The organism is Aciduliprofundum boonei T469, from assembly GCF_000025665.1.
GTDB lineage: Archaea > Thermoplasmatota > Thermoplasmata > Thermoplasmatales > Aciduliprofundaceae > Aciduliprofundum > Aciduliprofundum boonei.
This window is the reverse complement of sequence record NC_013926.1, coordinates 562,687-588,116: the sequence shown is the minus strand read 5'-3', so window position 1 is coordinate 588,116 and position 25,430 is coordinate 562,687. Positions and strand designations below refer to the sequence as shown.

Genomic DNA, 25,430 nt, shown 5'->3' with positions numbered 1-25,430 from the left:
CACAAGGAAAACTTTATCTTCCAAATCAATTTAGGGGTTCACAATGGATGTAAGAAAAGAGATTGTTGAAGAATTATTAAAGCATGAAATTCTCGTAGAGCCAGAAGTTGTTGATTATATAATTGAAAAAGGTGGGCTAAATTATGTTCCATCCTTCATAGAACTACACAAAAATTCATCGTTTGTTAGTATATCTTCAATAAAACCTCCAAAAATTGAAAATAAGCCTAAAGAGAAAAGTGATATGACAAAACCCGAAGCTTACGAATACGATTGGGATTTTAAAGTTTTAATAGATCCCGGAAACATTCAGAGCAGTGGCAAAGTGGATGATTTCCGTGCGCTGTTCTTGGATAGATACAAGAGATTGAGCAAGTATGTGCGAAGAAATATGCAGATGCGAGGAGCCACAGAAATTGCAAATATGGAGCGCGGAGAGGTTAAAATAATTGGACTCGTAGATGATGTAAGATACACCTCTAGGGGATCTCTAAGCTTCTATTTAGAAGACCCTACTGGGAGAGTCAAATGCATAGCTCCCCAAGGCGAGTTTTTACTCAATGATGAAGTCATAGGTGTTATTGGTAAATACAACGAAGAGAGCAATTTAATTTATGTGAATGAGATAGTTAGACCAGGATTTAGAAAAATTAACAAAGGTAGAGTGACAGAGGAACAAATTGGTGCAGTTATAATCTCAGATGTGCATATAGGGAGCAAGATGTTTCTCCAAAAAAACTGGGAAAAATTCTTAGATTGGCTTAAAAGCGGAAAGAATGGGGCTGAGATTGTAAAATACTTGATAATTGGAGGAGATCTTGTCGATGGCATAGGAATATATCCCAACCAAGAGGAAGAACTCGAAATTTTGGACATCTACAAACAATATGAAGCTTTAGCCTCTTACATTCAAGAACTTCCAGATTATATCAAGGTAATTATGATTCCAGGCAATCATGATTTGGTTAGAAATGCAGAACCGCAGCCACCCTTGCCCAGCGATGTTAGAGCTCTCTTCAACGGAAATGTAGAATTCCTAAGCAATCCTACCTTATTTTCTCTCCATGGCTATAAATTCTTACTTTACCACGGCGCAGCCATAAACGATTTAGTTGAGCTCATACCCGGAATGAACTACGAAAAAATAGGGTCAATAATGAGAAATATGCTTGAAATGAGGCATCTATACCCTCCATATGGAGGGAAAGTCCCTATTGCCCCACTCAAAAGAGATTTTCTAGCTATAGACTTAGTGCCAGATGTATTTGTCACGGGGCATGTCCATGCATTTACCTATGAAAAATACAAGGATGTGCACATAATCAATGCATCCTGCTGGCAGGCCCAGACAAAGTATCAGAAAATGATGAATTTCAACCCCGTACCTGGCAAGGTCGCATTAATAAATTTCCACACAGATGAGGTTAAAGTATTATCTTTTTGATGTCAAGTATTGTTGATTTATTAACTAGCTCGAAGGGAGTCATTAATCTTCTAAACACTATTAACCTTGCTTTCTTCCCTATCTCGTTATCCTCGATTCTCAATATTTTCCTAGGATTTATAGTGGCCATCTTCAAAATTTCTTCTGGGGCAACATATCCGTAGAGTTTCGAGAGCTTGTATGCAATTTCCATCTCGCGAAGAATAGATGGTAGAGAGAACATACCATTATCTGTGCCCAAGGCAAGCAAAATATTGTGCTTCAAAAATCTAGGGATATTTGGAACTTTTCCAAAGAACATATTTGAGCGTGGAGTTAGAACAATGGGTATGCGTGCAGCGCTAACCTTCTCAAGGTCCTCTTCGGTAGCTTCAAGCATATGCACAATGAAATCAGGATGCAAAGATAGAACAAAATCAATATCCTCTCTTATTCTTTCAGAGACATGAATTGCAAATAATTTTTTGCTTCTCTTTGCCTCTTCAACCTTTGAAATTATATATTCCCTATCGTAATCGCTTACGCTGCTGAGCCCCAAACCTTCAACCTCTTTATAAACACCTCTCCCAAATATGATGGGCTTTATACTGAATCCCCTGGACACTTCCAAAAGCAACTCCACTCCGTCCTTTCCTCCCTCTCTAAAATCCACAAAATGTGATATGCCTTCTTTTTGCATATAGCGCATGGCTCTGCGCATTCCCTCATACACTTTTTTTCTATTCCTCAGAATTTTGTATTTGTATCCATTTGGACCTACAATTTCCTTTATCCCCCCCTTCGGCTCATCTCTGGCCCAAAAATCTCCAATATGAGTATGCATATTGATGAATGTGGGTATAACTGTACCTCTAAAATCAAAATCTCTCTCCTTCCTGAAATCTTCAATTATGCCATCCTTGATCACCACTGTTCCCTTCCTAAACTCGCCTTTCCAGAGGATATTTCCGTAAATCTTCACAATGTTAAATAAAACTAAAATAAAAAATAATTGCTCTTTTAACTCATATATTGGAGAAGGAATAAAAATCCCGTTGCAATCAAGAGTGTTATAATCCCAACAATGCCTCCAAACTTGAACCAGTCATTATTTCCTATGGTATATCCGTATCTCTTTGATAGGGAGAGAGAGACCACTCCTGCCGATGAGCCTATGGGCGTTATATTTCCTCCCAGCCCAACGCCTAAGGCAAGAGCCCACCATAGGAGTCCTGTATGGTATGTTTCTGTCATAACGCCTACAACAGGAATAAAAGCCGCTGTAATAGGTATATTATCCACAAAGGAAGAAGTTATGCCCGATACCCATAGAATTATGGCCGCCGCAACCACCGGATTGGATGATATGGATGATAGACCCTCTGCCAAATCATTGAGCAACCCCGTTTTGTCAAGTCCGCCAACAAGGATAAATAACCCTATGAAAAACACAAGCGTTGACCATTCCACCGCTTCAAAGGCCTTTTTTGGGTCCTCCAATGTCAATAAAAGGGCGAGTGTGCCACCAACAAGGGCCACAAATGCGGGGGAAATCTGAAGATAACCCTGCAAGGCAAAGAAAAATACCATCCCCAACAGAATTATCAGAAGATAATGCATTGTCTTTCTATCTTTTACATAATCTTCTGGATTTAACTTCATTAACTCTTCCACATTTTTTGCCTTAGTTTTAATCCACCACTTATACAAGATTCTTGAAATTAAAAGTCCAACCCCCAAAATCGCGAGAACTGGCAAGAATAAATGTATAATGAAATCATTAAATGAGTACCCAGAGGCATAAGCAATGAGTATATTTGGCGGGTCTCCAATCATAGTAGCCACGCCACCAACATTTGATAACACGGCTTCTCCCAATATAACGGGTACAGGATTGATATCCAGTAGCTCTGCAATCTCAATAGTGAGGGGAATCATAAGAAGAATGGTGGTAACATTATCTATAAGCATAGACACAAAAGTCGTTATCAAACTCAAATATACGAAAATAAGCCAAGGATTACCCTTCGACAATTTTATTGCCTTTATACCGAGATATTTGAAAAATCCTGTGCGGGCAAGTTGTCCAACAAAGGTCATCATACCAAAGAGAAGAAGTATAACCTGCCAATCCACATAATCTAGAGCTTCTTCAAAATTCATAAAGTGCATAGCATATCCTGCTGTCAACATAAGAAATACACCAAATAATGCCGCAGTGGTTCTATCGATCTTACCACTAAAAATCATTATATAACTTATTATAAAAATTATGAGCGTAACTATCTGGGCTATCTCCGTTGGGACCACCCCTTCTTAAAGGAGTTTACAAATATAACTGGAATTGGCGAGTGAGTGGCAACAAACATCGCAATATGTCCTATTTTTCTCCAAAATAAAATTTTCTTACCAACACCCATCACAACGATGTCATTTCTATTAAAATGACTCAACAATGCATCTTTGTTTCCCATACTCTCTATACTCTTCTTGACCTCTATATTCCAGTGTGATGCTTTCCAAACCACATTATCCAATTTTTTAACATGCTCTCCATCTTTCTTATCTTTTATATAAAGTACCTCCATACCAGCACCAAAAGATGAGGCAAGGAGAATTGCATAATTTTCTGCTCTCTTGGATTTTGCTGTTCCATCTGTAAGCAACAGAACCTTTTTTATTTCTCTTTTTTTAATTTCTTCTGCCAAAGTTAAAACTGGAATATGTGTTCTCTTCAAAACATTAGCCACTGTAGAACCCATACGCTGTGCTGAAACTGTGGATTTTCTACAATAAACTCTCATTGCTATCAAGTCTATATCATTCTCTCTTGCATATCTGACTATCTCCCTGGAAGGTAAACCCTCCAGAATTCTAAAACTTACATTATGAATACCTTCATTCTCCAAAAGCTTCTTGCCCTCCTCGACCGCTTTTTTTGCACTTTCTTTCATCTCTTCATAGAGTATGCTGGTAAGCTGTACCCCTCTCTCATATGTATTTATAACGCTCACCACATGAAAATCTGCAAAAGGAAAAACTCTTGCAACATATTTTATAACATGATTCTCCAGCCCATAGCCATCCGTGGGAACAAGAATCCTTTTAATCATTGGATGAAATAATGGCTTCATTCTATTTATCTTTAATCTTGAGAAAAAATAATAAATAGCAGAGAAATTACCCATTATGAAGAAATACTTCACCATGGATGATTTCAATTTCAGGGGCAAGGTTGTTCTTGTGAGGGTTGATGTAAATTCTCCCATTGACCCTATCAGCGGTTCTATACTTGACTATTCAAGGTTTGAAGCTCATCGTCAAACATTGGCAGAGCTAAAAGATTCAAAGGTGGTAATTTTAGCGCACCAGAGCAGGCCAGGAAAGATGGATTTTACATCATTAAGGGCGCATGCGGATATATTTACAAAAATCCTACACAAAAGAGTTAGATTCGTACCAGATTTATTTGGTGAGTACGCTATTGAAGAAATTGAAAATATGAAGTGCGGTGATTATATCTTACTTCAAAACACAAGATTCTATTCAGAGGAGTATTGCTTAAAAAAGAACAATTTCAAAGACACACACATTGTAAGGGAATTATCAAAGGTGGCTGATTATTTCATTAACGATGCATTTGCTGCAGCACATAGACAACAAACAACCTTAGTGGGATTTGCAGAAAAGTTACCTATGATAGCGGGAAGGTTAATGGAAAAGGAGATAAAAATGCTCACAAAATTTATGGAATTAAAGGATAGGCCTAAATATGCGATTCTCGGCGGTGCAAAGGTTGAAGATTCGCTGATTGTAGCCAAGAATTTTCTTGAAAATGATATTGTGGATGCCATATTAACCGGAGGAGTTATAGCATCCATATTTCTAATTGCCTATGGCATAGATGTGGGTGATGGTACTTGGGAATTTATAAAGAGAGAGTTCGATGATTACAATTCCCTAATTTCTCTGGCAAAAGAACTGCTGGATAAATATAAGGGGAGGATAAAAATTCCCGTGGATGTGGTGATAAATAAAAATGGAAGGAGAAAAGGTATACCAATCACAATGCTTCCAAGTGAGTATCCCATTTACGATATTGGCCTCGATACTGCTACCGAGTACGAAACAATGCTGAGGAATTCAAAAGGCGTTATTGTAAATGGACCCATGGGGGTGTTTGAGTTAAACGATTTCTTCGTAGGAACTGTAATGGTTTTGCGCGGGGCAGCCGAAAGCTCGGGATTTAAAGTTGCTGGCGGAGGCCATACAATAGCAGCCTTGGAAAAATACGGATTGAAAAATTATTTTGATCATATTAGCACCGGGGGCGGTTCTCTCATCACCTTCCTCTCTGGAGGAAAGATGCCTGTTATAGAGGCCTTAGAGAAATCCTACAACATTTTCGGTTCAAAGTAATCTTTTTCTCTTGAAATAATAGAGCATAAGTAGGGCAACTGCAAGCATGAGCGCAAGAGAGTAATAATAGCCATACTGCCATCTTATCTCAGGCATGTTAACAAAATTCATTCCATATATGCCCGTGATCAAAGTTAAGGGCATCATTATGGTAGCGATTATGGTGAGAATTTTCATAACCTCATTCATCTTGGCAGAGAGGGTATTCTGCATTAGTTGCAGGGCAGTGGTTGCACCATCGATGAGGTACTCAACACCGTAAATAAGTTCGTTCACATCCCTTAAAATCTCTCCAGCCCTTTCGTTCCCCTTCCCCACGCTCCACTCCAGCAAATTTCTGAGACGCATATAATCCCTGTGAATCTTGAAGAGTGTCTTTTTGACCTTCAAAATCTCGCCCATCAGTTTGCTTGAGTAATCGTGCAGAGCCGCATTCTGAAGTTTCTCCACCTTCTCCTCTAGCTTGTCCAGAGTGACATACTCGTACTGGATCAAACTCCACACCACATCTATTGGCTCTTCTCTCCTGAGCAAGAATTTCTTAACCTCTTCTATGGTATTTCTAGAGGCGGTTAAAATAATTTCATCTGAGCCTTCGTGCCATGTGAGCTTCACAGGATGGGACACATACTCCTTATCGAAGCCATGTAATCTCAAAATCAGTGTGAGCTTGCTTCCATCTTTTCGAAACTTTGGATTCTCCTTAACATCTCCCTCCTCTACGGTTATTCGAAGCATTGAAAAATAATGGGTTAGAGGGTATTTAACCTTATCTCTTTGCCATAGCCAGAAAATTGCGGAAAATTTCCTCTCCGTGCTCCGTGTGCTGAACCTCCGGATGAAACTGCACGCCGTATACTGGCTTTGTTTTGTGCTTAATCGCCTGAAATCTGCAGTTTTTTGAGTGAGCCAGGGCTATAAGCTCAGATCCCAATTCCTTTATCTCATCGTTGTGACTCTCCCATGCGATGAAACTGTCTGGAAGGCCGGAAAATATCTCATCGTGATCGTCTATGAAAATCTCCGTCTTCCCATACTCTGGATACTTAGCTGCTGAGCTCTTTCCTCCGAAGTGCTCCGCTATGAACTGAGCTCCAACGCATATACCCAAAATAGGAACATTTAACTCTTCAAGGTACAATCCCTGATTACCAAGCTTGTGCTTCTCGTATGCTATGCTGGGAGCTCCTCCTGAAAGTACCAAAGCATCTGCATCCCTGAGCTTATCCACAGGCGTTGTATTTGGCACAATCTCTGCATCCACATCCAAATACTTCAGAACCCTCCATTCTCTGTGGGTCCACTGGCCTCCGTTATCTATCACATACACCCTCATTTTATCACTTGGGTATCTCAACATTGAGCGCTGATGAAATCTCCTTATAGCGATTTCTAATTGTGACCTCTGTAACTCCCGCCACTTCAGCTATTTCTTTTTGGGTCCTTGGCTCGTTCATCATGTTGGCAGCTATGTATATGGCAGCCGCTGCCACTCCTGTAGGTCCCTTACCTGATGTTATACCTCTCTCCGTAGCCTGCTGCACAATTTCCTCGGCTTTATTTACCACATTCTTATCCAAATGCAATTTACTGCAGAATTGAGTTATATAGGATGTGGCCGTAGTGGGCTTTAGATTTAAATTCAATTCCTTAGTGAGATGCCTATACGCACGACCAATTTTCTTCTTATTCAACTCACTCGCTTTTGCAACTTCATCCAAGGTGCGAGGCATTCCAACCTTGCGGCACGCTGCATATATGCTTGCAGCCACTATGCTCTCTATACTCCTTCCCCTTATCAAGTTCTTTTCCACCGCCTTGCGATATATAATTGCGGCTGTTTCGCGAACATCCTTCGGCAAGCCCATCTTGCTTGATACATTATTCAATTCCTGCAAAGCCACAGACAAGTTTCTCTCTGCTGCATTGCTAACACGAATCCTCTGATGCCATTTGCGCACACGGTAAATTTGAGCACGATTCTTGTGCGGTATCCTCTTTCCATAAGAATCTTTATTGCTCCAAGATATCTCGGTCGCAAGGCCCTTATCATGCGATAAAAAAGTTAATGGTGCTCCCGTTCTTGCCCTCTTTTCATCCTGCTCAGCATCAAATGCTCTCCATTCCGGGCCCTGATCAATAAACGAATCTTCGATTACAGCCCCACAGTCTCCACACACCAGCTCTCCCCGCTCATAATCCCATATAAGATGGGTGGAGCCACACTCTGGACATTGCTTTATAAACTCTTCTTTAGGTCTCTTTGCCATCATATCACCCATTATAACTGCTCCTTAACCCTAGCGAGCATGGTATTTAAAACTTTCGAAAAATGCATTTATTTCTTCACACATATTTTTAAACTTTCCTGCCATGCTTTAGATGTGATAAAAAACAAAAATTCTTTACTATTACACGGAGATAAAAAGATCAGAAAAGTGCTTCTTGAAATTGCAGATAGAACCTTAGAAAAGATAGGGGCAGATAAAATAATCTCCGAGAATGTCAGAATTGAAAATGAGAATTTAATCGTTAAAAATTACTCTCTTCCTTTAAATTTTGAAAAAATCATTGTCATTGGGTTTGGAAAAGCAGCGGTGCCTATGGCAAAAGAGATGGAGAGTATTTTAGGCAATAGAATCACAAAAGGAATGATAAACAGTCCATACAAGGCAAAATTGAATAGAATAAAGGTTAATTTAGCCTCTCACCCATATCCAGATGCAAGAACTTTGCAATCATCTCAAAAGATAATTGAATTACTCGAAGAGGCAGATGAGAATACATTGGTCATAGTGCTGATTTCCGGAGGAGCATCATCCCTCTTTGAAATCCCGCAAAGAATAAGTATCGAGGAAGAAAAAGAAATAATAGAGAAAGTTATGACTGCAGGAGCAGATATCATAGAACTAAATAAACTTCGTATTGCCCTGTCAAAAGTGAAGGGCGGAAAATTGCTAAATTACATTGCCCCGGCAAAATGTCTATCGCTGATAATATCCGATGTAATAGGCCCACCAAAATTTGTAGGCTCGGGTCCAACCTATCCTCAAAAATATGATATTAGCAAAATTCTGAAAAAGTATGGAATTGAAATTAATATAAGAAAAAATGATGATTTGCCCATCCACGAATGCAAAAACATAATTTTAGCTGATAACACCTATGCCTTAAAAACGGCAAAAAGCATAGCAGAAGATATGGGAATAAGAGCAAGGGTATCCCATAATAAACTTAGTGGAGAGCCGAGATACGCTGCAAAGAATATCTTAAGAGAGATGGGCAAGGGATTAGTAATTTGGGGCGGTGAAACAGCCGTGAAAATCCAAAGTGGAGGAATTGGTGGGAGAAACCAAGAACTATCCTTGTATCTTGCAAAGGAGATGAAGAGACATATGGGCTTTATTTGCCTAGGAACAGATGGTATTGATGGCCCTACCGACGCAGCTGGAGGGCTTGTTGATTACACGAGTATGGAGAGAATTGCGGAAAAGGGAATAGATTTAGATAAAGAGTTAATGGCCCACAATTCATATGCAGTTTTGAAAAAGATTGATGATGCCGTTTTCACTGGGTACACAAATACTAATTTAGCAGATATCTGTATAGGTTTCCATCCATAATCTAAATCTCTTTTATTCTTTCCCATATCTTTTTTGCTCTATCATTGAGTACCTCATTCAAAAGAAGTGAGAAAAGCTCTTCATCGGTTGCTCCTCTTTTCTTCTTGATTCTCATTTTCTTATGGGAATTATGCACAGGAATTTAAATTCCTCATCGCTCTCATTTCTGTACCAATGAGGCACATCTGGTTCAATATAGAGGAAATTCCCGGCATGCACCTTAACTTCCTTGTCTCCTGCACCTATTATCCCCTCCCCGCTGAGTACAAATATCTCATGCTCCCAGGGATGGTGATGCTTGGCAATCTTTGCATTTGGCTCCATTGTAAAAAGGCGCATTGCATAATTTTTTGCTCCTTGATCTTCTCTAATTAACCACTGAATCCATGTGCCTGTGGTTTTTTCTCCTTTCTCATTTTTCATATCGACTTTCTCTTTGGGTACATTATCAATATGGGATACATACATTTCACTCACCAATCCATTATCATCCCAGCACTTATAAACCTTATCTCCAAAAGTAATAAAAATGAGAGGCACATGCAACCTTATGGAATTTCCCAAGATAGAGACAGCGCAGTACGAGTATCCCGAAACTAAAGAGGTTGTAGAGTACATCTATCCTGAATTGACGGCAGTTTGCCCCCAAACTGGCTTACCGGATTATTATATTCTCCGCATCCTATACGAGCCTGATAAAAAACTACCTGAACTTAAATCGTTAAAGATGTACCTTATTGCCTATCGCAACTTTGGAATCTGGCACGAACACCTTGCAAATAAAATTTTAGATGATTTCAAGAGCGCTGTAGAGCCGAGGTGGGTGTATGTTGAACTCTATGTGAATAATCGTGGTGGAATATATACAACGGTGAGAAGATTTTGGAGCAGAGAAGATGGAGATAGCGTAGAGAAGGCCATAAAAAATGCTAAAATGCACCCGCATCTCAAATTCTAAAAAAATAGAAAAAATTAGAAAATCCTCTACGGAAGTTTTTGAACTCCCAATTCGTCTGCTATTGCATTCATTTCATCAAGAACTTTCTTGTATATAGGTACGCCTAACTTCTCTCTAGCCTCATAGGTCAAGAATCCTTTCTCTCCATGCACCCATATACGCTCAAACTTGGGATGCTTTTTGGCATTCTTTAACTCCTCCATAAATTTCCTCATATTCTTCTTGAACTCTTCCTTATCTCCAAATGCACCCGGATCTATGGCCATAAAGAAGTGTCCAACATCACTATGCTTATCGCTTGTGCCTCCCACATGCTTACTCCATGTTGCTCCATTCAATATGCCTGCAAGGATATCCACTATAGCCCCAAGCCCATATCCCTTATGGCCTCCACTTATTTCGCCGAGACCTCCTAGAGGCAAAATTGTTCCCTTGGGACTTAGAATCTCATTTGGATCATGAATTATTTCACCAGTCTCCGTACTTATTGCCCAATCCCCAGGCACAGGTTTATTCTTGCGCCTATATACTTCTATCTTTCCACTTGGCACTACGCTGGTAGCCATATCAAGCAAGAATGGTCTGCTACCTTCTACAGGAGCAGCAACGGATATTGGACTCGTTCCCATAAACTTCTCCATGGCCCCAGTATGAGCAACCAATGGGCGAGATGTTGTCATGCTCACGCCTACAAGGTCTTCCTTTGCAGCCATATAAGAATAATAGCCAGCTATGCCGTAGTGATTGCTATTCCTAACACCAACTATACCGACACCCACTTTCTTCGCTTTTTCAATAGCCATTTTCATTCCCTTATAGCCCACAACCTGGCCTAGTGCTTCATCTCCATCAAGCACTGCAAAAACTGGGCTCTCCTTCACCACTTTTATATTAGGATGTACATTCACAGCACCCACTTTAATTCCATCCACATAGCGCTTTAATCTTTGAACTCCATGACTCTCTATTCCACGCATATCTGCCATGATTAGATTGTCTGCCACAATCTTTGCATCTTCCTCTGGCACATCCAAGCGCTTGAAAATCTCCACAACGAAGTTAAAAAGCTTCTCTCTAGGTATTCTCACATAATTTTCATCAACTACTGTTTTCTCAAACATAAAGGGAAATAGAAGAACCAATATATACGAATTTCCATAACTCAAAAAATGTTAAGAAATCCTAGGGAAGCTATTAGCACTATCAATCCTGCAATTAATACCCCTATGAAGATTGAGAGCATTGATTTTTTTATGTCAAACTTGAAAAGATAGGCAATCAAGCTACCGGTCCAAGCACCCGTGCCAGGAAGGGGTATTGCAACAAACAAAATCAAGGCAAGGTATTCCCACCGTCTCACCTTTTCATCCGCCTTTTTGTAGGTCCTTTCAAATATCCAATCTAAAGCCCTTGCCATTTTCTCACTTCTCCGCAAGTACTTCTCTATTCCCTCCAAAAACAGCAGGATAAGGGGCACAGGAACCATATTTCCTATAATCGCAATAATAAACACTAAAATGGGTGATAAGCCCCAGTATATCCCCAGTGGTATAGCCCCTCTCAATTCGGCTATGGGAAGCATGGCAACTAAAAAGAGATATATATATTCAATCATCTTTGCACCAGCGAAGGATAGATGTATTTTTTATTTTTTCTCTCCTTTTCTTCATCCCAATCTGCAAGTATTCTAACTGCCTCATTTGCCACCTTAGCTACGGATTCTTGAGATACAACTTCAAACTCCCCCTTGATGCGATTGGCGAATACAACTGCGATACTTCCAGCTCTCAACCCATAGATATTAGAAACGGTGAAAATTGCAGCCGCTTCCATCTCAAAATTAAGTACATTGGCTCTTCTCAAATCATTCAAAATTCTTTGTGAGAAGGATTGCTCATATCCCCTAAATCCAGGTCTTCCTTGGCCCAAATAGAAAGAATCTGTGCTAGCTGTTATACCCACATGGTAATTGATACCCTCATTCTCAGCCGCTTCAATCAATGCTAAAAGCACTTCGTAATTGGCAGATGCTGGGTATTCCACGCGCACATATTCTTTACTCGTGCCTTCAAGGCGTACAGCAGCAGTGCTTATAATTAAATCCCCAATTTCAATATTTTCTTGTATTGCTCCCGTTGAGCCAACGCGAATAAATGTATCCGCTCCAATCCTAGCGAGTTCTTCCAAGGCAATTATGGCAGATGGGGAGCCTATACCAGTACTAGTTGCAGATATTCTCACCCCTTTATATCTTCCTGTATGTGTCTTAAATTCACGGTGGTAAGCCATTTCTTTCCTCTCGTCCCAATAGGAAGAAATTATATCCACTCGCGCAGGGTCTCCTGGCATAAGAACATACCTTGCTACATCCCCTGGCTTGCATGCAATATGATACTGCACCCCATATTCATCCTGTGGATTCTCAGAAGAAATATGCATGGTTGGTATAAGTTTTGCCTCTACAAATATTTTTCAACAAAGGTTTTAATCAATATGCACATGGGGTACTATGGCAAAGGTGACTATGAGACATATTGAAGGAATGCGATTTGTTGGAGAGACAGATGAGCACTCAATAATTTTAGAATCTGCATATCTTGGTGAGCAAAAAGGTCCAGCACCTATGGAAGCCCTGTTGATGAGCTTAGGTGGATGCACAGGCATGGATGTTGTTGCAATTTTACGCAAGATGAGAGACGAGCCAAAGAAGTTTGAGATTGAAATTGAAGGTGAGACGGCTCAAGAGCATCCAAAAGTTTACACAAAGGTGCATCTAAAATACATATTCTGGGGAGTGGAATACGAGAAGGCAAAAAAAGCAGTGGAACTATCGCAAAATCGTTATTGCCCAGTTTCCGCAACACTAAAAAGAGGAGGAACCGAGGTAACTTATGAAATCATCATAAAAGATTAATTCATAAGTTGTAAGAGAGCCCTAGCTAATGCTATCTTGGCATCTCCCTGTGCGTAGAGAAAGGCCCTTGCCATCAGCGTGAGCATAGTTTCGTTGTGCTCCGGAGAGCATCTCATATTCGCACTCATCGTTTCTGCCATCATATTTTTCACTTTGCAATTTTATCTTAAATACACTTCCTTATGAAAATCCCAAAAGATTTTAAATTCTGAAAATCAAAAATTATAAAACCCCTCAGCCCGCCCGTCTCTCATCAAGGTCAGCTAAGGCTGAACTCATCACAGGGGCAAAAGAATATTGCATAGGAAGTAATTAATTTTGTCCTTGCATCAAATTTTTATACAATATAGATGATATCATTTTGAATGAGTCAATTGCCAAGGGAACTAAAAAAAGGACTTATCGAGCTAAGCATCTTGGGCATATTATCCAGAGGTAGAAAATATGGATTGGAGATAATAAAAGAGCTTGACTCCCTTTCAAATGGATTTTTAAAAATAAAAGAGGGCACTTTATATCCTGCCTTGCACAGAATGGAGGCAAGGGGCCTGATTGAGAGTGAATGGGAAATCGTTGAGAGTGGAATACCGAGGAAATACTACAAATTGACAGATGAGGGGATAAAAAAATATGAAGAGGGAAAGAAAATTTGGAAGGTTATGGTGGAGAGTATGAATAATATCCTTGGTGAGAACGATGAATAAGGATGAATATTTAAAAAGGATTCGCCGAGCATTATGGATAATAGAAAAAGATAGAAGGGAGGAGATTGTTAAAGAATTAGAGTCAGAAATTTCTGAGAGATTGAAGAATGGAGAGAGTATTGAAGATATTTTGAAGGACATGCCAGAGCCAAGCAATTTAAAGAAGGAGTATAAGAACCTTTATGGATTTTCCCTTTCTGCAAAATTTTTAATTGTGCTTCTACCAGCAATAATTTCCATCTTCACCCTCTCCGTTATCCCTTTCACCTCGCACCTATTTTACGGCGCTCCAGCGTTTCTAATATTATTGGCAATACTTCTATTTTACATATCATCAAATTTTGGAATTAAAATAGGGTTTGCCGCATCCACAATATCCGCAGTACTTAGATTTCTACTTATTTACGCCACATCATTTTCCGTGGCCCTCCAACAGGGAACTCTCCTAACGGAAGGCATAACTTCTTTAATAATACTAATAATCCCTCTCTTTGGAAAAAAGAAAAAATAAAATTATTTTTTTATTCTATAAATTGCAAAGGCAACAAGGGCTATGGCAACTGTCGCTATCCCTATTATGGACAAACCCATTGAGGGCACAACCAAGTTTCCAAAGGATATATAGAACTCGTTAACCTCTATGGATGGATCCTGGAATATGCTGCTTCCAACAGGATATATCAATGCACCATTCAGCACGGTCAGTGTAAATACTCTATACTCATACCATTTTATCATTCTCTCTCCCCCAACAAGCTGGTAATAGGCCTGTCTAGTTTGGTTATCCACTGTAACATTTGATTCCCATCGGAATTTCCCTATTCTCTGCCATTCTCCTACTTCAGTGAATACTATTCTCCCACCATGCCTGAAAAGCATTCTTCTGTGTGGCAAAGTATTGTTTCCATAACTTCTATTTTCAACATCTGCCCTTGAGCTCCCATATCTCTTGGCTATTATGTGTATGAGTTTATCATTGCCGGAGATACCCCAGAATATGTTGTTTGCCACTATTATCTTTGATGTATTATCATTGTAATCCCATCCATCTATTTCCTTGTCGTACTTTATCTGAAAACTCACTATCTCTCCTGTGTAATTCTTCCTACCATCAAGGGATAACCCTCTTCCAGGTCTATAGCTGTACCATGGAAATCCCCTTATAGTTTTATTTTCCATCTGCACTGTTATATGGAAGTGCAATGCTATTTTATTCACAACTCCATCTCCCACGCTGGCATTATCAAATACCTTCGTATAAGGCACATTGTCCATATAAATGGTAAAATCAATCCTTGTTTCATTGGAGGATACATTAGTTATTTTAAATCCTTCTATATTCCAAGAACCTTTTAGAGAAACATACTTGATAACACTTCTATTATTGTTTATATTTCTAACCTCCGCTATGTAATTGAAAGACTGCCCTACGAATGCATTGTACCTAAGAATCTTTTTATCTTTGAGCGTCCCATCCTTGTTGTAAATCTTAAGTCCCCCTGCATACCGCACTGTATCAACTATTATCTTCACAGAGTTTTTATGTTCCCCATTTCCATAAATCACATTCACCCGAGTATTATTTGTGCCTATCGAAATATAACTTCCGCCACCAAGAGCGTTAGTGGTGCCTTGCTTCACGCTGATTTTATCCCATATATTCGTTGCTTCCCCCTTAGCGCTTACCATGGGAACCAAGGCAGCCACCAAGAGGAGGGTAATAATTCCCATCAACCCAATTTTCTTCCACATTTTAATCACCTTATATAGTTCAACACAATACATAGTAATACTATATATTATTTAAAGCTTTCTGATTTTTGAGTGCGTTTAAAACTCCTTCTAAAAGAGCAAGTTTTTTTACTTTCAACTCATTATTATACCCATGGATAGAGAAATTAAAGACAAAGTAGATTACCTCACCTCAACCAAGATGCTCAGAAGCGATAAATATGGAATATGGGGTTTGGATATAGTGGGAGTTGTGGTAGGAATGCTCCTTCTCATATGGGGCATTGTGAACTTTGAATTTTCATGGCTCTGGAAAGCAACACTAATTATTATCGGAATAATCCTCCTTTCAGTGTGCAGCGTTAGAATTGAGAGAAGATATGAGAAGTTTAAGAGAGATATTATGAGCAAAATATAAAGATAGGAAGATTAACGCCAAATTGATAACCGAAAAGCAATAGTTCTCATAGAATTGCCATTTGAAAAAAGAGGAGTACTTTTTTAAATAAATACCCTGATACTCCCCCATGCTTACATTTGTTGGCTTAGGGTTGTACAACACAGAGGACCTAACGATTCGTGGAAAAAGGGAAATTGAGGAGGCAGATATTGTGTTTGGAGAGTTTTACACTTCCCGATTAATTGGAGTAAATCCAGAGGATTTAGGAGAAGCATTGGGGAGAGAGATAAAAATTTTATCACGGGAGGAGGTGGAAAATGGTAAACTCATACTAAAAGAGGCAAAGAGTAAAAATGTGGTCCTTATCGTAGCTGGAGACCCTATGATAGCCACAACCCATGTGGCATTGAGAGTCATGGCAGAAGAAAGAGGAATAAAAACGAAAATTGTGCACAACTCATCCATCGTCACAGCCGCCCCAGGAATGCTTGGACTGCAGCAATACAAATTTGGAAGAACTGTTTCTTTGCCTTTTCCCCAAGAAAATTATTTCCCCACAAGTGCCTACGATTTCATAAAAATTAATCAAAATTTGGGCTTGCACACTTTAATTCTTCTTGATATAAATCCAAGACCTATGACTGCAAACGAGGCAATGAAAATTCTGCTTGAGATGGAAGAGAAAAAGAGGGAAAAAATATTCTCAAAAAACACTCTAATAGCCGTTGTGGCTAGAGCTGGCGCCCCTAATAGTTTAGCCCGTGCAGGTTACCTTGGTGATATGATTAACGGGGATTTTGGCTCACCTCTCCATACCTTAGTTCTCCCTGGCAAGCTTCATTTTGCAGAGGCAGAAGCGTTGGTGAAATTGGCTGGAGCTCCTGAAGAAATTTTGGATAAATAATTTAAACTCTCAATATTCCGTCACATATAAATATGCTGCAATCATTAGAGTGCTATGCTCAGCAATTACATTGACTTGGAGAAGGGAATCTTGGAGAATTACACGGAAAATGTGATAAGAAGAGCAAGTGATATGCTAAATTTCTATCAGGACAATGAAGCATTGGAGAAGATGATTAAAAATGGAAACCCAACCATATATGAAGTTTATGCGGTTACTCACGAGGGCGGGGGAGAATTAAGCTATGCAATTACAATTCTTCATCCAGGAAAAGTGGGAAATGAGTACTTTATGACAAAGGGTCATTATCACGAGAAGAGGGACAGGGGAGAATTGTACATAGGACTAAAAGGAAATGGGCTTCTCTTGATGCAAAAAGGAGAAGAGATTAGATGGATCGAGATGGAGAGAGGAAAAATTGTGTATGTACCTCCATATTTTGCCCATAGAAGTATAAATACAGGCAATGGGAATTTTGTATTTTTGGCAATTTATCCTGGAGACGCTGGCCACGATTATGGAAGCATAGCTGAGAAAGGATTTGCAAAGATAGTGATTGAAGAGAATGGAAATTATGCCGTGAAAGATAACCCTAGATGGAAATAGCACCCAAGAAATTCTTTTATATTATGGAACATTTACTTTATAAAAGAACAAGGGATGGGATATTATGAAGTTCTTGAAAGATATTAATGCTGGCACATCAAATGAAGTGGACTACACCGCTCCAGAGGATGAAGAACTGAGGAGGCTTGTTGAGAAACTTAAAGTGAACATAAAGATCATTGGTTGTGGAGGTGGAGGAAGCAACACAATAAACAGGATGATGGAAGAGGGGATTTATGGTGCTGAGTTAATTGCTGCCAACACTGATGCTCAGCATCTTTTACACATAAGGGCAAATCGCAAAATTTTACTTGGTAGAAGAAGAACCCGAGGCTTAGGAGCGGGCTCAAATCCCCTGGTAGGTGAGGATGCTGCAAGAGAGGCAAATGAAGAACTTGAAAAATTATTGCAGGGTGCAGATATGGTTTTTGTAACAGCAGGCCTGGGAGGAGGAACAGGTACTGGAAGTGCTCCCTATGTGGCAAAACTCGCAAAGGAGGCAGGAGCATTAGTGCTATCCGTAGTCACCTTACCATTCAAGGCAGAGGGTAAATTGAGAATGGAGAATGCAATGTGGGGCCTTGAAAGACTGCGCCGGTATTCTGATACAACAATAGTCATACCAAACGATAAGCTCTTAGAACTCGTTCCAAGATTGCCTTTAAATGAAGCTTTCAAGGTTGCGGATACAGTTTTAATGATCACAATTAAGGGCATAACCGAAATCCTAACAAAGCCAGGTTTGGTTAATGTGGATTATGCTGATCTTCGCACAGTTCTTGGCTCTGGTGGAGTTGCAATGGTAGGGATAGGAGAGAGCGATAGTACCCAAGATAGAGTTAAAGAGGCCGTTGATGAGGCAATTAACTCACCGCTCATAGATGCAGACATAAGCGATGCTACAGGAGCTTTGGTAAGAATTGTGGGCGATGAGCATATGAGTGTTACAGAAGCACAGATGGCTGTTGACCTCGTACAGAAGAAAATAAACCCAATGGCAAAGATCATCTGGGGTGCAAGCGTAGACCCAGAGATGGAAAATATGGTTCAGGTTCTTGTTGTGCTCTCAGGCGTGAAATCTCCTTATTTCATTGAGAAGGGCGGATCTTTGAAAGCGGCAAAGAGTATGGCAGGAGAGACCTTGGATGCGGATATCGATGTAATTGACTAACGAGGATTTAAATGAAAAAGAATGAATTACAAAGTGCAGAAGAAAAATTTCAATTCTACAAGGAGAGAAGAGATGAGTTCAATGCCCTGGCGAGAGAGGCAAGGGAAGAGAGAGATTTGATAAACGAGGAAAGAAAGAAGATAAAAGAGGAACTGCAAAGGGAGAGAGATGCAAGAGATTCCATCGTTGCCCTTATGAAAGAGCATAAAGAGAGAAAGAATGAATACAGAGAAAAAATTTTAGCCATTAAAAAATATATGAGAGAACTGCGCAGAAATTCTGGGAATACCGTAGAAGCAGAGTATGTTAGAGTTGAAGATGAAATAAAGAAAATTGAAAGGGAGCTGCAGGTAAGACCCCACAGCTTGAGAGATGAGAATAAATTAATAGATAAATTGAGAGCATTAACCCGCAGAAAAGAGGAGCTAAAGAAGGAGATAGAGAAGAAGAACCAAGTTCTAGGTGAGGTTAAAGATTTAGAAGGTGAATTAGCAAATCTTCAAATTTTAGAGGAAAAAGAGAGAAAGGAGCTTTCAAATTTGTACGAAGAACAAAACAAACATCATAAGAGAGTTCTTGAATTAAAAGAGAAATTAAAATACCTCACGGAAAAGATGGATGAGAAGCATCAAGAGTACTTAAAATACAGAGAAAAAGCGGATGCTTATCACCAGAAAGCTCAAGAGATGCTAAAAAAGATCATTGAGATCAAGGGAGAGTACAGGAAAAAGAGAGATGAGGAGAGAGCAATACTGGAAAACTTGGAAAAAGAGGCAAAAGAGAAAACAGAGATGAAGGATGAAGATGTTGAAAAATTCATAGAGGCCTTAAAGAAGAAAAAGAAGATATCCTATCCATAAAGAAGGAAAATTAAAAATATTGCTACAAGCATCAAAATTGCAGCTAATATCGATATCTTAGCCATATTTTTATCCGAGCCAAAGATGATGGGAATCGGGCCAATCAGCACAACTCCACCATACCTTGCTTTATTTTCTCTATACTTTTCCGAATCTTTCGTCCCTTTATAACTTTCGTAATTTACATAATCGTAATTATCATAATCTTTCTCGTAATAGTCATTCACATTCTCTTTCACGCTTTGAAGAGGTGCAAAGAATAGCAGAATCATTCCTATCATTATTAAGAATATGGCCAATAGAGAATATACTCCCGAGCCGTATATTACAGGAAAAATCAAGAAAAGAGATGCATTTGCCTCACCTATTGCAACAGCGTAAAATAGCAGGGCTATGCCTGCAAATATGAGCAAGAGGGATAAATGGTAAAGACGCATAGAGTCACCTCAGCTTGTACCCGCAATTTCTACAATATTTATCCTCACTGCTAACCTCTGCACCACAATTTGGGCATTTGTAAATGAATACCAATTTTGCTCCGCAGTTCCAGCAGTATTTATCCTCCGGCCTAACCACAGCACCGCAATTTGGACAATGTAGTTCCTCTTTCTCCTCTTCTTCCTCTTCCTTCTCTTCAATCAAAGGCGCAACAACAAGTGGTTTATGCTCTTCTTTAAATGGCACATTCTCAGGCAACTCTCCCGTATCGATTATTCTATTACTCTTAACCGCAAGCTTTAGAGCTTCGCTGTAATCACCCATCTCAAAAGCCCTTTTTGCCCTCTCCATATAAAGCTTAGCATACTCCTTCACCTGCCCTTCTTCCATTTTCACAATTTTCTCCTCAACCACACCAATCTCAAATTTTGACTGAAGATAATTTGGAGGCAATTTTTTTACAAAATCACTAATTTGAGGGGGAATATCATCTTTTTTCGGCTCTTCCTCAATTTTCTTTATAATCTCTAACTCCTTTTTCACTTCAGGACTTAAAGAATCCTCCATCTTGTTTTCCTCTTTTAAACGAAGAAGGGCGCGCTTTGCATTATTAGTTATATCTATCGACTCCAAATACCTTTGATAATCATAGGCCCTCTCTGCCTTTGCTATCATACTCTCCACAGGCTCAACATTATAACCTTTATTCTTCATAACTCTCGTCATTGATTTAACAATTTGAATTTGATTATAAGCGTTATCCTCAACGCTACTTTCCCCCAATTTTGTCACCTTCGTAGAGGCTCTCTTTTTGAGAAGCATTAAAGCTGCAGCTATCCCAACTATGAAAACTACTATGAATGTTACGAACAATATGAATGTCGTATTGGCATCTCCAGCCATTACTTTCCTATCCCTATACTCCTATAAAAACATTTTGAGGTATACACCGTAGAAAGTGCTTTATATATGAAATTTATAAAGGGGCTCAATGATATTCTCCAAACGGATACAGAAAATGTCCCCCTCAAGCACACTTTCCCTTGTGGAACTTGCAAATAAATTTAAAGAGAGGGGCTATAACATAATCTCTTTGGCTGTGGGGGAGCCTGATTTTACCACGCCTGAACCCGTTATAGAAGCAGCCTATAATGCAATGAGGGAGGGGAAAACGCATTATACTCCTCCAACAGGGATTACTGAATTGAGAGAAGCAATAGCTGAGAAGTACAGAGAGGAAAATGGAGTAAATGTAGATGCAAACAATGTGATTGTGACTCCAGCAAAACTTGGCATATTTATGGCAATATCCACCTTTATAGATCCTGGAGATGAGGTTTTAATTCCAGACCCTGGATGGGTATCATACAGGGAAATGGTGAATTTTGCCCGCGGAAAGCCAGTCGGAGTACGCCTCCTTGAAGAGAAACATTTCACCATGGATATTGATGATTTAGTAAATAAAATAAATTTCAAAACCAAGGTTCTCATAATAAACTCACCATCGAATCCAACAGGTGCTGTGCTGAATTATGAGGATCTAAAGGCAATTAGAGATGTTGTTGTGGATTTTGATTTGATCCTCATAAGCGATGAAATTTACGAGAAAATAATATATGAGGGTGAGCACATCTCTCCTGGTGTCTTTGAGGATTTATTGAATTACACAATAATAGTGAATGGTTTTTCCAAGAGCCATGCTATGACAGGATGGAGAATTGGATACCTAATTGCTCCACATAGCTTCATACCACAACTTGAAAAAATGCAACAACATACCATATCCTGTGCCCCAAGTATGGCTCAGTATGCAGCTTTGCAAGCCCTAAAGGAAAAAGAAGCAGTTAGGAAGATGGTCGAAGAGTTTAGAAGGAGAAGAGATTTCTTATACGATGAAATTTCAAAGATTGATGGCTTGCATGTTAGAAAGCCAAAAGCCACTTTCTACATGTTCCCTCGCTACGATTTCGATATTCCTTCCAAGCAATTTGCAGAGGAGTTAATGATGCAAAAACAAGTTGCCGTAACTCCCGGCTCTGCATTTGGTCCCCATGGAGAGCATTATTTCCGCATCTCCTTCGCCACATCTATGGAGAATCTGAAAGAAGGTATAAAAAGATTACAAGAGTTTATTGAGGCACTTTGAGAAAAATATTAAATTTTATTCCTCTATTTTCCTATATGGTCATATTCGCCTCAGATGTGCTTGCTGGAATATTAATTGTAGTGGCTTTAATTCTTCTAATCGTGGCTATTTTGGCCTATAAAAGATATAAACTAAGAGCTGCAATTATATCATTTTTCGTTTTTCTTCTCTTCTTAATAAAAGGGATTATTTACGAATTAAATGTATATTATTCCTTAGATTTAAATACATTGGCCATTTTCCTCGGCATAGATGTTGCAATTCTAATTTCCCTCTACTTTGCCCTCGCTCTTAGGGGCTGAAATTATGGAGGATATAGAATCAAGAAAGAAAATTTACGAGGAAATTGTGATGAATCCAGGATTGCATTTTAGAGAATTGCAGAGAAGATTAAAAATGCCTACCGGTATGCTTGAATACCACCTCAATGTTATGATTAAAGATGGAATAATAATTGCTAAAGAGGATGGGAGATACAGAAGATTCTTTGCAAATACTGTAATGTCCTCCAAAGAGAGAAAAATTTTAGGATTGCTTAGAAATAATGTATCAAGGAAGATAGTGCTCTTTATTTTAGATAATGAGAGAGTTAATCACAAAAAAATTGTAGAGTATATAAATCTTAGCCCTTCCACAGTGTCCTATTATCTGAACAAACTTGTTAAAAATGGGATTTTAAAAAAGGAAATAGCAGGTAGAGAGAATTATTATTCTGTTATAGAGCCAAAAATTGTGGCATATACAATAATTAAGCATAGAAAATCCTTCTTAGATTCTTTAGTTGATAATTTTGCAAAAATATGGGAAGAAAAGATATAATATTTCAGTTAGATTTTGATTTTTTAGCAACTGCCACTCCTGCAACAATGATAATAACTATTATCGCTGCCACTATTCCCCACAACATTGGGGAGGGCATTCCTTCAGATGATTTTGTGTTCTCATTTGAACTCTCTGCATTGGATGTCCCACCACTGGCTGAACTTCCTCCGCTACTGGTTCCACTAGAACTAGCTTCGCTCTCCACATCTATCACATGCTCAGAGAAATGTGGTATATATATAGCAATACTCACAGTATCATTATTGTTGTAAACAGCGTACATCGCTTGTGAACTGCTACAATTTATTAGGTTATTCATGCTCGTCTTGTTTATCTCTTTGCCATCGAATTTTACAATTAAGCGCATAGAAGAGTTGTAATTTAGCATTGTACGATTCACATTAATCAACATGATTCTCCCACCCTTCACTCCCTGGGCAGACACTTGTATCTGCAGATGGTTCTTTTCCTTCATAGTTAGCTTTGCATTCATTCCGTAGGTATAATTTACAAAATCCGTTCCTTTAGGACCTATGTACATCTCACCACCAAGCTTGTGTTTTTGCAAGCTCTTTATTTCCATATTTTTTATTTTCTTCGGGATATTTAGATTAACCTCATCAATAAATATCACACTTGCAGTCGCATTGTTCCTTGTTTTTATGTAAATTGTATTATTTTGGATGGTTGGCAGAGCATTTGAAATAAACAGATAAGCGGATACTTTTCCACTCAAAACTACAGTGCTATTGGAAAGAGTTGCATTTATCCCCTGTGCAAGATGGTATTTTATAACATCTTGACCATGAGTTACTATGTGAAGTACGCCCACAGGATTATCGTGAACCATTATTACTCTCCACATATAACCCATTTTATGAGTATTGTTCCATCCAAAAGGAGATGCAACTCCATAATAGAAAAATCTGGCTCCTGATACTCTGATATGTCCTATAGTATTGTTCTCATAGGATATCTTCTCAAAAATAGTTGTATTACCCACCGTGTAATTTTCAATTACTCCACTTTTGGAATTTACTTGAAAATTTACAAATTTGCCTTTAACCTCTCCGTTGCTGTACTCAAAGTATCCAAGGTATCCTGAATGCCCATGCTGATGCCCACTGGCAGATGCAATACTAGCCGTAGCTGGTACAGCTAGAAGAATTGCCAGTAATAATATCCATACCCTCTTCATTTTCATCACCAAATAGCTCATTCTTGGATGTATATAAGCGATTTGTGGTACAATATTCGAACATTAGTACATTTTTCGAAGATTCGAAAATTGTACCAAAATCCATTTAAACAAAGGTTTTATCTCATTATATTGTGAAAAGATTATTATCTCTAATCGCCGTTATCTTCGTAATTCTCTCATCCTTCACCATCAGTTCTCATGCTGCCACCCCACAGTCTCCAGTTAGCATAGTTTTTGATGGGAAAAATGCTACTGTAAGAATATCCATAAATAACACACATTACTTCTACCTGCAATTCAGCAAAATATATCTGGTGGGAGGACCACAAATTTCCAAACTTCAAGGACTCAAAGGAGAGAGTATAAAAAATATGGAAGTAAAAAAAATTAGTGGATACAGCAATATTATGGGAAATTACACGAAGATAACCATGTGGAAAACAATAGAATTCACACATAATCATGGAAAATACAGAAATTCAAAAATAAAAATAACAATAGATTTCTATATTGCAGATAAATCGTACCGAAAAGGTGATTTTAATGTAAATAGAAGCACAATTAGATACGATACAAAGATAGTAAGTTCTGTTAAAGATGTATACATTCTCCTTGAAGAGCATATGAGTTATAGGGACTTACTATCCCATAATTCGCATGTTTTCGAATGCAACCATCCGAACAATCACTGGACGAGAATGAATAGGAGTTTAGAAGCTAAAGAGCATAGATTTGGACAAGATCATAAAGGAATGATAGGTTTCGGTCATAATAAAGTCTCTCTCAAATACATGTGGGATTACCAAAATGATATAAGGACATTTTATAAATACGATGGTTCTCAACTATCTCTTTACTTCTCATTTAAAAACACCAACGGTTCAATTATACAGGATCCATACATCTATCTCCCGATACCAATTACAAATTCAAATCCAGTTGTACAGGGCGTGCAAAATGTAATAAATTATGCCATTGACCACGCATTGTCCCTCGGTATTGGAATAATCATAGCTGCCGCAATACTCTTCTCCGCCCCATTGATAAGAAGATTTCGTTTGTAGCTCTAAAAACTACAAAATTTTTAAAATATATGCTCCATCTATCTAT

31 protein-coding genes are annotated in these 25,430 nt (G+C 38.8%); 16 read left to right on the top strand and 15 right to left on the bottom strand.

Annotation, left to right across the window (positions count from 1 at the left end; translation table 11 throughout):
* Positions 1-43: 43 nt before the first annotated feature.
* Complete coding sequence (locus tag ABOO_RS03065) at positions 44-1,444, top strand: DNA-directed DNA polymerase II small subunit (RefSeq protein ID WP_008082174.1); 1,401 nt, start codon at positions 44-46, stop codon at positions 1,442-1,444.
* On the opposite strand, the gene ABOO_RS03060 is transcribed toward ABOO_RS03065, so the two are convergent.
* From ABOO_RS03060 to ABOO_RS03050, 3 genes are read right to left on the bottom strand one after another with little or no spacing between them, the layout of a single operon-like run.
* A complete protein-coding gene (locus ABOO_RS03060; protein ID WP_008081995.1) occupies positions 1,425-2,405 on the bottom strand; it encodes an amidohydrolase family protein in 981 nt (326 codons plus the stop codon). The genes ABOO_RS03065 and ABOO_RS03060 overlap by 20 nt on opposite strands.
* A gap of 38 nt (positions 2,406-2,443) precedes the next feature.
* Positions 2,444-3,733 (bottom strand): ArsB/NhaD family transporter, encoded by a 1,290-nt coding sequence (locus tag ABOO_RS03055; RefSeq protein ID WP_012997188.1) that lies wholly within the window; start codon positions 3,731-3,733, stop codon positions 2,444-2,446.
* Positions 3,715-4,536, bottom strand: coding sequence for a universal stress protein (locus tag ABOO_RS03050; RefSeq protein ID WP_012997187.1), 822 nt, complete (start codon positions 4,534-4,536; stop codon positions 3,715-3,717). The genes ABOO_RS03055 and ABOO_RS03050 overlap by 19 nt, the downstream gene beginning before the upstream one ends.
* Positions 4,537-4,612: 76 nt before the next feature.
* On the opposite strand from ABOO_RS03050, the gene ABOO_RS03045 reads away from it, so the two are divergent.
* A complete protein-coding gene (locus tag ABOO_RS03045) occupies positions 4,613-5,842 on the top strand; it encodes a phosphoglycerate kinase (RefSeq protein WP_008082566.1) in 1,230 nt (409 codons plus the stop codon).
* Here ABOO_RS03045 and ABOO_RS03040 read toward each other — a convergent pair.
* The 3 genes from ABOO_RS03040 to ABOO_RS03030 are packed head-to-tail and all read right to left on the bottom strand — an operon-like array spanning position 5,834 to position 8,124.
* Positions 5,834-6,580: a CorA family divalent cation transporter gene (locus ABOO_RS03040; protein ID WP_012997186.1), complete on the bottom strand. Its 747-nt coding sequence runs from the start codon at positions 6,578-6,580 to the stop codon at positions 5,834-5,836. The two genes, ABOO_RS03045 and ABOO_RS03040, sit on opposite strands and share 9 nt — an antisense overlap.
* Before the next feature lie 31 nt (positions 6,581-6,611).
* A complete protein-coding gene (locus tag ABOO_RS03035) occupies positions 6,612-7,178 on the bottom strand; it encodes a GMP synthase subunit A (protein WP_008082348.1) in 567 nt (188 codons plus the stop codon).
* A gap of 4 nt (positions 7,179-7,182) precedes the next feature.
* Complete coding sequence (locus ABOO_RS03030) at positions 7,183-8,124, bottom strand: transcription initiation factor IIB (RefSeq protein WP_008082030.1); 942 nt, start codon at positions 8,122-8,124, stop codon at positions 7,183-7,185.
* A 102-nt stretch (positions 8,125-8,226) separates the two neighbouring features.
* Here ABOO_RS03030 and ABOO_RS03025 point away from each other — a divergent pair, with 102 nt between their 5' ends.
* A complete protein-coding gene (locus tag ABOO_RS03025) occupies positions 8,227-9,465 on the top strand; it encodes a glycerate kinase type-2 family protein (protein ID WP_012997184.1) in 1,239 nt (412 codons plus the stop codon).
* Positions 9,466-9,576: 111 nt separating this feature from the next.
* Here the strand turns inward: ABOO_RS03025 and ABOO_RS03020 are convergent, their stop codons facing one another.
* Positions 9,577-9,933, bottom strand: a complete 357-nt coding sequence (locus tag ABOO_RS03020) for a cupin domain-containing protein (RefSeq protein WP_012997183.1) — start codon at positions 9,931-9,933, stop codon at positions 9,577-9,579.
* A gap of 82 nt (positions 9,934-10,015) precedes the next feature.
* Here ABOO_RS03020 and queF point away from each other — a divergent pair, with 82 nt between their 5' ends.
* Positions 10,016-10,423: a preQ(1) synthase gene (queF, locus tag ABOO_RS03015; RefSeq protein WP_008082253.1), complete on the top strand. Its 408-nt coding sequence runs from the start codon at positions 10,016-10,018 to the stop codon at positions 10,421-10,423.
* Positions 10,424-10,449: 26 nt separating this feature from the next.
* On the opposite strand, the gene ABOO_RS03010 is transcribed toward queF, so the two are convergent.
* Genes ABOO_RS03010 through udp form a run of 3 tightly spaced genes read right to left on the bottom strand, consistent with a single transcriptional unit; the run spans position 10,450 to position 12,862 of the window.
* Positions 10,450-11,544 (bottom strand): Ldh family oxidoreductase, encoded by a 1,095-nt coding sequence (locus ABOO_RS03010; protein WP_012997182.1) that lies wholly within the window; start codon positions 11,542-11,544, stop codon positions 10,450-10,452.
* 41 nt (positions 11,545-11,585) lie between these two features.
* Positions 11,586-12,038, bottom strand: coding sequence for a COG2426 family protein (locus tag ABOO_RS03005; RefSeq protein ID WP_008082467.1), 453 nt, complete (start codon positions 12,036-12,038; stop codon positions 11,586-11,588).
* On the bottom strand, positions 12,035-12,862 hold the full coding sequence (udp, locus tag ABOO_RS03000) for a uridine phosphorylase (protein ID WP_008082155.1): 828 nt from the start codon (positions 12,860-12,862) through the stop codon (positions 12,035-12,037). Before udp ends, ABOO_RS03005 begins: the two co-directional genes overlap by 4 nt.
* A gap of 70 nt (positions 12,863-12,932) precedes the next feature.
* On the opposite strand from udp, the gene ABOO_RS02995 reads away from it, so the two are divergent.
* The gene (locus ABOO_RS02995) at positions 12,933-13,337 is read left to right on the top strand and encodes an OsmC family protein (protein WP_008082397.1); all 405 of its coding nucleotides are present in this window, start codon (positions 12,933-12,935) and stop codon (positions 13,335-13,337) included.
* Here the strand turns inward: ABOO_RS02995 and ABOO_RS07975 are convergent.
* Entirely contained in the window at positions 13,334-13,480 is a 147-nt protein-coding gene (locus ABOO_RS07975) for a hypothetical protein (protein ID WP_012997180.1), read from the bottom strand. The genes ABOO_RS02995 and ABOO_RS07975 overlap by 4 nt on opposite strands.
* Positions 13,481-13,702: 222 nt before the next feature.
* Here ABOO_RS07975 and ABOO_RS02990 point away from each other — a divergent pair, with 222 nt between their 5' ends.
* Entirely contained in the window at positions 13,703-14,041 is a 339-nt protein-coding gene (locus ABOO_RS02990) for a PadR family transcriptional regulator (protein WP_008082407.1), read from the top strand.
* The gene (locus ABOO_RS02985; protein ID WP_008082082.1) at positions 14,034-14,552 is read left to right on the top strand and encodes an HAAS signaling domain-containing protein; all 519 of its coding nucleotides are present in this window, start codon (positions 14,034-14,036) and stop codon (positions 14,550-14,552) included. Before ABOO_RS02990 ends, ABOO_RS02985 begins: the two co-directional genes overlap by 8 nt.
* Positions 14,553-14,554: 2 nt before the next feature.
* Here ABOO_RS02985 and ABOO_RS02980 read toward each other — a convergent pair whose 3' ends face one another.
* Entirely contained in the window at positions 14,555-15,793 is a 1,239-nt protein-coding gene (locus tag ABOO_RS02980) for a hypothetical protein (protein WP_008081900.1), read from the bottom strand.
* 133 nt (positions 15,794-15,926) lie between these two features.
* Between ABOO_RS02980 and ABOO_RS02975 the strand changes: the two genes are divergently transcribed.
* The 5 genes from ABOO_RS02975 to ABOO_RS02955 all read left to right on the top strand — a co-directional run bounded on the left by ABOO_RS02975 (position 15,927) and on the right by ABOO_RS02955 (position 19,713).
* On the top strand, positions 15,927-16,190 hold the full coding sequence (locus ABOO_RS02975; RefSeq protein ID WP_008081922.1) for a hypothetical protein: 264 nt from the start codon (positions 15,927-15,929) through the stop codon (positions 16,188-16,190).
* A gap of 109 nt (positions 16,191-16,299) precedes the next feature.
* The gene (dph5, locus tag ABOO_RS02970; protein ID WP_008082642.1) at positions 16,300-17,076 is read left to right on the top strand and encodes a diphthine synthase; all 777 of its coding nucleotides are present in this window, start codon (positions 16,300-16,302) and stop codon (positions 17,074-17,076) included.
* Positions 17,077-17,130: 54 nt separating this feature from the next.
* Positions 17,131-17,682: a glucose-6-phosphate isomerase gene (locus tag ABOO_RS02965; RefSeq protein WP_008082609.1), complete on the top strand. Its 552-nt coding sequence runs from the start codon at positions 17,131-17,133 to the stop codon at positions 17,680-17,682.
* Between the two features lie 64 nt (positions 17,683-17,746).
* On the top strand, positions 17,747-18,853 hold the full coding sequence (gene ftsZ, locus ABOO_RS02960; RefSeq protein WP_008082455.1) for a cell division protein FtsZ: 1,107 nt from the start codon (positions 17,747-17,749) through the stop codon (positions 18,851-18,853).
* Positions 18,854-18,864: 11 nt separating this feature from the next.
* Positions 18,865-19,713, top strand: coding sequence for a coiled-coil protein (locus tag ABOO_RS02955; RefSeq protein ID WP_008082164.1), 849 nt, complete (start codon positions 18,865-18,867; stop codon positions 19,711-19,713).
* Here the strand turns inward: ABOO_RS02955 and ABOO_RS02950 are convergent.
* Together ABOO_RS02950 and ABOO_RS02945 are read right to left on the bottom strand one after the other, a co-directional pair.
* A complete protein-coding gene (locus ABOO_RS02950; RefSeq protein ID WP_008082327.1) occupies positions 19,704-20,150 on the bottom strand; it encodes a TIGR00304 family membrane protein in 447 nt (148 codons plus the stop codon). The genes ABOO_RS02955 and ABOO_RS02950 overlap by 10 nt on opposite strands.
* A gap of 4 nt (positions 20,151-20,154) precedes the next feature.
* A complete protein-coding gene (locus ABOO_RS02945; protein ID WP_008082622.1) occupies positions 20,155-21,054 on the bottom strand; it encodes a zinc ribbon domain-containing protein in 900 nt (299 codons plus the stop codon).
* An 88-nt stretch (positions 21,055-21,142) separates the two neighbouring features.
* On the opposite strand from ABOO_RS02945, the gene ABOO_RS02940 reads away from it, so the two are divergent.
* From ABOO_RS02940 to ABOO_RS02930, 3 genes are read left to right on the top strand one after another with little or no spacing between them, the layout of a single operon-like run.
* Entirely contained in the window at positions 21,143-22,297 is a 1,155-nt protein-coding gene (locus tag ABOO_RS02940; RefSeq protein WP_236614083.1) for a pyridoxal phosphate-dependent aminotransferase, read from the top strand.
* 35 nt (positions 22,298-22,332) lie between these two features.
* Positions 22,333-22,599, top strand: a complete 267-nt coding sequence (locus tag ABOO_RS02935; RefSeq protein ID WP_012997178.1) for a hypothetical protein — start codon at positions 22,333-22,335, stop codon at positions 22,597-22,599.
* A gap of 4 nt (positions 22,600-22,603) precedes the next feature.
* Positions 22,604-23,116 carry a winged helix-turn-helix transcriptional regulator gene (locus tag ABOO_RS02930; RefSeq protein WP_008082562.1) on the top strand — a complete coding sequence of 171 codons (513 nt, stop codon included), beginning with the start codon at positions 22,604-22,606 and terminating at the stop codon, positions 23,114-23,116.
* 4 nt (positions 23,117-23,120) lie between these two features.
* Here ABOO_RS02930 and ABOO_RS02925 read toward each other — a convergent pair whose 3' ends face one another.
* On the bottom strand, positions 23,121-24,323 hold the full coding sequence (locus ABOO_RS02925; RefSeq protein ID WP_012997177.1) for a hypothetical protein: 1,203 nt from the start codon (positions 24,321-24,323) through the stop codon (positions 23,121-23,123).
* A 128-nt stretch (positions 24,324-24,451) separates the two neighbouring features.
* Between ABOO_RS02925 and ABOO_RS02920 the strand changes: the two genes are divergently transcribed.
* Positions 24,452-25,384, top strand: a complete 933-nt coding sequence (locus tag ABOO_RS02920) for a hypothetical protein (protein ID WP_008082337.1) — start codon at positions 24,452-24,454, stop codon at positions 25,382-25,384.
* Positions 25,385-25,430: the final 46 nt, after the last annotated feature.

What these genes read in the sequence shown, in the direction of transcription:
- ABOO_RS03065 (WP_008082174.1), top strand. Translation starts at nt 44, where the DNA reads ATGGATGTAAGAAAAGAGATTGTTGAAGAATTATTAAAGCATGAAATT.
- ABOO_RS03050 (WP_012997187.1), bottom strand. Translation starts at nt 4,536, where the DNA reads ATGATTAAAAGGATTCTTGTTCCCACGGATGGCTATGGGCTGGAGAAT.
- ABOO_RS03045 (WP_008082566.1), top strand. Translation starts at nt 4,613, where the DNA reads ATGAAGAAATACTTCACCATGGATGATTTCAATTTCAGGGGCAAGGTT.
- ABOO_RS03040 (WP_012997186.1), bottom strand. Translation starts at nt 6,580, where the DNA reads ATGCTTCGAATAACCGTAGAGGAGGGAGATGTTAAGGAGAATCCAAAG.
- ABOO_RS03035 (WP_008082348.1), bottom strand. Translation starts at nt 7,178, where the DNA reads ATGAGGGTGTATGTGATAGATAACGGAGGCCAGTGGACCCACAGAGAA.
- ABOO_RS03030 (WP_008082030.1), bottom strand. Translation starts at nt 8,124, where the DNA reads ATGGGTGATATGATGGCAAAGAGACCTAAAGAAGAGTTTATAAAGCAA.
- ABOO_RS03020 (WP_012997183.1), bottom strand. Translation starts at nt 9,933, where the DNA reads ATGTATGTATCCCATATTGATAATGTACCCAAAGAGAAAGTCGATATG.
- queF (WP_008082253.1), top strand. Translation starts at nt 10,016, where the DNA reads ATGGAATTTCCCAAGATAGAGACAGCGCAGTACGAGTATCCCGAAACT.
- ABOO_RS03010 (WP_012997182.1), bottom strand. Translation starts at nt 11,544, where the DNA reads ATGTTTGAGAAAACAGTAGTTGATGAAAATTATGTGAGAATACCTAGA.
- ABOO_RS03005 (WP_008082467.1), bottom strand. Translation starts at nt 12,038, where the DNA reads ATGATTGAATATATATATCTCTTTTTAGTTGCCATGCTTCCCATAGCC.
- udp (WP_008082155.1), bottom strand. Translation starts at nt 12,862, where the DNA reads ATGCATATTTCTTCTGAGAATCCACAGGATGAATATGGGGTGCAGTAT.
- ABOO_RS02995 (WP_008082397.1), top strand. Translation starts at nt 12,933, where the DNA reads ATGGCAAAGGTGACTATGAGACATATTGAAGGAATGCGATTTGTTGGA.
- ABOO_RS07975 (WP_012997180.1), bottom strand. Translation starts at nt 13,480, where the DNA reads ATGATGGCAGAAACGATGAGTGCGAATATGAGATGCTCTCCGGAGCAC.
- ABOO_RS02990 (WP_008082407.1), top strand. Translation starts at nt 13,703, where the DNA reads ATGAGTCAATTGCCAAGGGAACTAAAAAAAGGACTTATCGAGCTAAGC.
- ABOO_RS02985 (WP_008082082.1), top strand. Translation starts at nt 14,034, where the DNA reads ATGAATAAGGATGAATATTTAAAAAGGATTCGCCGAGCATTATGGATA.
- ABOO_RS02980 (WP_008081900.1), bottom strand. Translation starts at nt 15,793, where the DNA reads ATGTGGAAGAAAATTGGGTTGATGGGAATTATTACCCTCCTCTTGGTG.
- ABOO_RS02975 (WP_008081922.1), top strand. Translation starts at nt 15,927, where the DNA reads ATGGATAGAGAAATTAAAGACAAAGTAGATTACCTCACCTCAACCAAG.
- dph5 (WP_008082642.1), top strand. Translation starts at nt 16,300, where the DNA reads ATGCTTACATTTGTTGGCTTAGGGTTGTACAACACAGAGGACCTAACG.
- ABOO_RS02965 (WP_008082609.1), top strand. Translation starts at nt 17,131, where the DNA reads ATGCTCAGCAATTACATTGACTTGGAGAAGGGAATCTTGGAGAATTAC.
- ftsZ (WP_008082455.1), top strand. Translation starts at nt 17,747, where the DNA reads ATGAAGTTCTTGAAAGATATTAATGCTGGCACATCAAATGAAGTGGAC.
- ABOO_RS02955 (WP_008082164.1), top strand. Translation starts at nt 18,865, where the DNA reads ATGAAAAAGAATGAATTACAAAGTGCAGAAGAAAAATTTCAATTCTAC.
- ABOO_RS02950 (WP_008082327.1), bottom strand. Translation starts at nt 20,150, where the DNA reads ATGCGTCTTTACCATTTATCCCTCTTGCTCATATTTGCAGGCATAGCC.
- ABOO_RS02945 (WP_008082622.1), bottom strand. Translation starts at nt 21,054, where the DNA reads ATGGCTGGAGATGCCAATACGACATTCATATTGTTCGTAACATTCATA.
- ABOO_RS02940 (WP_236614083.1), top strand. Translation starts at nt 21,143, where the DNA reads ATGATATTCTCCAAACGGATACAGAAAATGTCCCCCTCAAGCACACTT.
- ABOO_RS02935 (WP_012997178.1), top strand. Translation starts at nt 22,333, where the DNA reads ATGGTCATATTCGCCTCAGATGTGCTTGCTGGAATATTAATTGTAGTG.
- ABOO_RS02930 (WP_008082562.1), top strand. Translation starts at nt 22,604, where the DNA reads ATGGAGGATATAGAATCAAGAAAGAAAATTTACGAGGAAATTGTGATG.
- ABOO_RS02925 (WP_012997177.1), bottom strand. Translation starts at nt 24,323, where the DNA reads ATGAAAATGAAGAGGGTATGGATATTATTACTGGCAATTCTTCTAGCT.